The sequence below is a fragment of the Paenibacillus darwinianus genome (assembly GCF_000598065.1).
Classification (GTDB): domain Bacteria; phylum Bacillota; class Bacilli; order Paenibacillales; family Paenibacillaceae; genus Paenibacillus_I; species Paenibacillus_I darwinianus.
In genome coordinates this window covers 40,095-44,953 of sequence record NZ_KK082135.1, presented here as the reverse complement: position 1 = coordinate 44,953, position 4,859 = coordinate 40,095, and the positions used below count along the sequence as shown (strand labels likewise).

The 4,859-nt window shown below is 54.1% G+C and carries 6 protein-coding genes; 2 read left to right on the top strand and 4 right to left on the bottom strand.

Translation table 11 applies throughout. The annotated features are described in order from the left end of the window. Positions 1–370: 370 nt before the first annotated feature. Both BG52_RS03270 and BG52_RS03265 read right to left on the bottom strand, forming a co-directional pair. Positions 371–586 (bottom strand): hypothetical protein, encoded by a 216-nt coding sequence (locus tag BG52_RS03270; RefSeq protein ID WP_036580131.1) that lies wholly within the window; start codon positions 584–586, stop codon positions 371–373. Between the two features lie 130 nt (positions 587–716). After that, positions 717–1,328 carry a stage II sporulation protein M gene (locus BG52_RS03265; RefSeq protein WP_051587583.1) on the bottom strand — a complete coding sequence of 204 codons (612 nt, stop codon included), beginning with the start codon at positions 1,326–1,328 and terminating at the stop codon, positions 717–719. Between the two features lie 140 nt (positions 1,329–1,468). Between BG52_RS03265 and pdaB the strand changes: the two genes are divergently transcribed. Further along, on the top strand, positions 1,469–2,272 hold the full coding sequence (pdaB, locus tag BG52_RS03260) for a polysaccharide deacetylase family sporulation protein PdaB (RefSeq protein ID WP_036580129.1): 804 nt from the start codon (positions 1,469–1,471) through the stop codon (positions 2,270–2,272). Between the two features lie 45 nt (positions 2,273–2,317). Here the strand turns inward: pdaB and BG52_RS03255 are convergent, their stop codons facing one another. Continuing rightward, the gene (locus BG52_RS03255) at positions 2,318–2,968 is read right to left on the bottom strand and encodes a KinB-signaling pathway activation protein (protein ID WP_036580127.1); all 651 of its coding nucleotides are present in this window, start codon (positions 2,966–2,968) and stop codon (positions 2,318–2,320) included. 215 nt (positions 2,969–3,183) lie between these two features. On the opposite strand from BG52_RS03255, the gene gerD reads away from it, so the two are divergent. Then, positions 3,184–3,864 (top strand): spore germination lipoprotein GerD, encoded by a 681-nt coding sequence (gene gerD, locus BG52_RS03250; protein WP_036580125.1) that lies wholly within the window; start codon positions 3,184–3,186, stop codon positions 3,862–3,864. 79 nt (positions 3,865–3,943) lie between these two features. Here gerD and BG52_RS03245 read toward each other — a convergent pair. Next, the coding region (locus tag BG52_RS03245) for an Mrp/NBP35 family ATP-binding protein (protein ID WP_081793535.1) at positions 3,944–4,859 on the bottom strand (916 nt) is incomplete at its 5' end.

Genomic DNA, 4,859 nt, shown 5'->3' with positions numbered 1-4,859 from the left:
ATCGCTCATTACTTGTATAGCTTTTCCATCCTCCCTCGCAGGACAATGGGGCAGTTTCGCTCGTTGTTCAGTTTTCAAAGAACAATGGTGTTTTTCATTCCACTCACCGCCAACCTCTCAGCGGCGACCTTTATAATATATCACAGGCCTTTAAGTCTTTGCAAGAGGTTATTTTAACCAATTCACCCACTGCTCTGTCGGGTCTGTGATAACGAGCCCCTTATCAGCACCCGGATTAATAATTTATCACAGCTTGCGCGATACCGTCAAGGCCTGTACGATCGGATTTTCGCCAACTTTTTTTGCGCGGGCCAGCGGTACGGTTCAGTGCCGAACCAAGCGCCGAAATGCAACCGCAATCCCATGCCCGCTACTTCGTCACCTTCATTACATATCGGGATAGCTCCTTCGGCGATGCCATTCTGGCATACATACGGAAGATGATCTTATACCGTTTACCGACTGCTTGCTTGATATCGCCGTCCAGACGCGAATCATGCAAATCAAGCAACATCTCATCAAGTTCCTTGCGAAGGACATAATCGAGCTCCCTGCATTCCTTATCCGTAAACAGCATTCCGAGCATAGCCGGGCATCCGGCCTCCCTTCTTTAGACAAATCGCGTCCGTAATCGGGCTCCAATGACTGCAAAAACGGCCAGTGCGCAACCGCGCAGCACGCCGCTTTACTGTTATGCTCACATTACGAGGAAAATATTACAACGAGAGCAGCCAAACGGTAACCGTGCTCTCAATAACGGCCGCCGCCAAGAGCGCCACGGCAAGAAACACGATCACCGGAACCGTGCGTACCGCGAAAAATTCGTATTCTTTGCCGATCCCTTTGTCCCTTGAAATGAGCGAACCGACAGCACGTAAACTAAGCATGCCGAACTTCAGACCATATGCGCATGCGATCAGAATGGCCGGGATCTCAATAATGCCGTGCGGCACGATTCCCTTGAGAAACATCGCGGCTGCATTTTGTCCGGTCTCCTCCATCGACGTAAATAAATAACCCAAAATCATGCCGTTCAATAAAAGGAATAACAGCGGAGCGACCCCGAATGCCGCCCCCAAATAAATGACCAGCACCGATTTAATCGTATTATTCAGAAATATGAAGACGAGCATGAACAGCGTCGGGTTACTTGCATTATTGATCATGCCCGCGATTTCCCCGATGCCTTGTAACTGACTGTCCAAGTAACCTTCGAAGGCCGAGTTCGTGCCACCCACAATCACCCCGGCAAAAAACAGAATCGCCGAGAAAGCGAAATATCGCCTCATTTGCAGCAGGTGATCGGCGAATGCTTTTAACGAAAACATATGGATTCCCCTCCTACGGATAATGACCCGCGCCCCGTTCCAAGCATAAGTTCTGGATACGGGCATACATTGTACTAATCCAAGCTCCACTTGTCCCCCATTCACGACGTACAAAGAATAGAAAGGAGAGCCCGAGAATCATGAATGTATTCTATGTCTTTAACGGCCGCAAGCTAAAGCGATATTTTCTGATTGGCGTAGCGTTGTTATTCTCAGCCGGCGTCATCTATGCGGAGAAGGACAACATCACCGTGTTTTCCCCTCAGATGCCCGCCGCTATCTACAGCGTGCCGACGGATAAAAAAATCTTGGCGCTGACATTCGATATCAGCTGGGGCGAGAAGCGAGCCGAGCCTATCCTTAAGGTGCTGCAGGAAAAAGGAGTGACGAAGGCCACGTTCTTCCTGTCCTCGCCGTGGGCGCAGTCCCACCCCGATATTGTCAAAAAAATCGTCGCAGCAGGCTACGAGATCGGCAGCCACGGCCACAGGCACGACAATTACAGCGAACTGAGCGACGATGAAATTCGCAAGCAGCTCAATACCTCTCAAGCAATTCTCTCGGCTGCAACCGGGAAAAGCCCCAAGCTGATCCGGCTGCCGAACGGCGATTTCGACAAGCGTGTGCTTCGCATCGCCGAGGAACTCAACTATAAAGTGATTCAATGGGACACCGATTCGATGGATTGGATGAACATCGGCACCGAAAAAATCATCAACCGCGTCGTCAGCAAGGCACATCCCGGCGACATCATCCTGATGCATGCCAGCGACTCCTCCAAGCAAACGCATGAAGCGCTGCCCGCCATTATCGATCAGTTAAGAGATAAAGGCTATGATTTCGTCAGCGTCTCCGGGCTGTTGGCGCAAACCCAGCTCAACGGCCGTACGGTTGAAGATAAAGCGAGCAGTATGCAACTGCCGGCGCTGCCCGACGAGCTTTGATTGGCATATGGCCTTCCATGTTCAAACGACATCCGCTTAATCCGCTCAATCCAATCCTCTCCGGTTTACGCACGCAACCGGCTTCGCGCTCCCGCCGGAGCCGGCTTCTGCCGGTTTCAACAGCTTATGAAGCATCAGGATTTGATAAGCGTTGCAAGCGAACAATGGCACGATCATGAAAATTAGGGCCTGCACATTGTTGTCGTCCGACAGGCTTGGCCATGCTTCCAGCATCGTACCGACGATCAACAGAAACAGTGTCGGGAACAGCGCGTTCTTGTTCGTCTGCTTCGTCTTGACAACGGCCACGCCCCACGCGGCAATCGTAATTATAACGGGCAGCACCCAGAAAATCCAACCGTTCAACGCTTCCCGATTCTCGTAGAGCCGGTAGCCGAACAAAAAAATGCCGAAAATTGTGGTATATGCCTGCAATGTCGTCCACAAATAACTGCGGCGAAATATGCTCAGCGCAATATAATTCAGCGTCAAGTATGCAAAAAAGCCCATGTGGGCGAACGCCCCAAAAAGCAGACCGGTGAGCGCCATCATGCCAGCGTTAAAGCCCGCTCCCTCCAGCCCCTTCAGATCGAATGTAGGGTCGGTCCATGCCAGAATGGAGCCCGTCACCCCCGTAGAGACTGCGCCGACCGCCATCGTGGTCCAGAATAAGAAAAACCATTTGCGCAAATTCACAATCGTTTCCTCCCCCGCCGTCGTACCCGCAATGTCGAAAAATGCGCGGACGCATACGCTTTATTTTACCATGTCCGGGCCAAAAAGCTATCCGCCGCTCATGATAATCCCGTGAACATTGACGCATAATACACCCGAACATTTCTTATGGCAGTCATCGTAAATCGGAGGTTAGCGCACACGTCACGGAGCATGTGAAGGGAGACGACTCAGCCATGTACAGCAACTACAGACGGGCGGCGACGGCGGCAATGACCGTCATCGCACTGGCATTCATAACCGCATGCGGTTCGGAGCCTTCCGGCGGGGGCAGCCAGATCAGCTATAAGGATATGAAAGCAATGGTCATCGATATTCTTAAAACCGAGGACGGACAAAAGGCGATGCAGCAGGCTTCGATGCAGACGGCCGGCAGCGGCGGCGGCATCATGATGCTGTCGGCGCAGGATAAAGAATCGGTGAAGGTGGCGGTCAAGGACGTGCTCGTATCGCCCGATTACAATAAAGTGCTCGAAAAGCTGATGACCGACCCCCGGTTTGCCGGTGAGTTCGCGAAGGCGGTCAATAAACAGAACAAGCAGATCCATAAGGATCTATTGAAGGATCCCACTTACCAGCACGATCTCATGACGGTTATGAAAGGTCCGGAAATGGAAACTGTCATTTTCGATGTGATTCAAGGAAACCAATACCGTAAGCAAGTGTCCACCATCATGCAGGAAACGCTTCAGAGCCCGATGGTCAAACTGCAGCTGCTTGATCTGTTGAGGACCGCGGTGCAAGAGGAGCTCAGGCCCAAGGCGGGCCAAAAATCGGGCGGCGCGGAGTCCGGCGGCGGAGAATCGGGCAGCAGCGACTCCGGCGGTGGCGATGGCGGGTCCAGCGACGGCGGTTAAGCCGAAGCAGTGAAACAGCCGAAACCCGTTTTTGCGGCAAAAAGAGCCGAGGCATATGTCGGTTGCCTCGGCTCTTTTTCTAAGCTTCACACTTTGCAATTACCGCATCCGCAATCGTTCCGTAAATCCTTCCCGTCTCGGTGTCGGCTTTATATACCGAGGACGAAAAATCCTTCTCCGAAGGGTGGTTATCCGGCGCCCCGAGCGGAAGCTGAGCCAGCAGCTCGGCATTCAGCGACTCTGCGAGTCTGGCGCCTCCGCCCCGTCCGAAGACGTAATCGCGGTTGCCGCACTTGGAGCACTCGTAATAGGACATGTTCTCGACGACGCCGAGTATTTCATGCTCGGTGCGAATTGCCATCGAGCCCGCCCGCGCCGCAACGAACGCCGCCGTGGCATGCGGTGTCGTCACGATGATCTCCTTGCTTTGCGGGATCATTTGATGCACGTCAAGCGCGACGTCGCCCGTCCCCGGCGGCAAGTCGAGCAGCAGGTAATCCAGCTCGCCCCATTCGATTTCCGCGAAGAAGTTCCGGAGCATTTTGCCGAGCATCGGACCGCGCCAGACAACCGGACTGTTGTCCTCCACGAAAAACCCCATCGACATCACCTTCACGCCATGACGCTCGATCGGTATAACCCGCTCGTTGATTACCTCCGGCCGCTCTTCGATACCCATCATGTCCGGCACGCTGAACCCGTAAATGTCGGCGTCGATCAAGCCCACGCGTTTACCTTTACGTGCCAAAGCCACCGCCAGATTCACGGTGACGGTCGACTTGCCGACACCGCCCTTACCGCTGGCAACAGCGATGAACTGTACCCCGCTGCCTTCGGAGAGCAGCGGATTCCGCTCCATGCCCGCGCCATGGCCGCGCACAGGCGCGCCGCCCGTCGACGCACTGCCGTCCGCCGCAGCGGCTCCCGGCCCTGCAGCCTTCCCGCCGGCTGCGGCCCGAAACCGCAGGTGCACAGTTTCGGCTCCCAGCCGCATC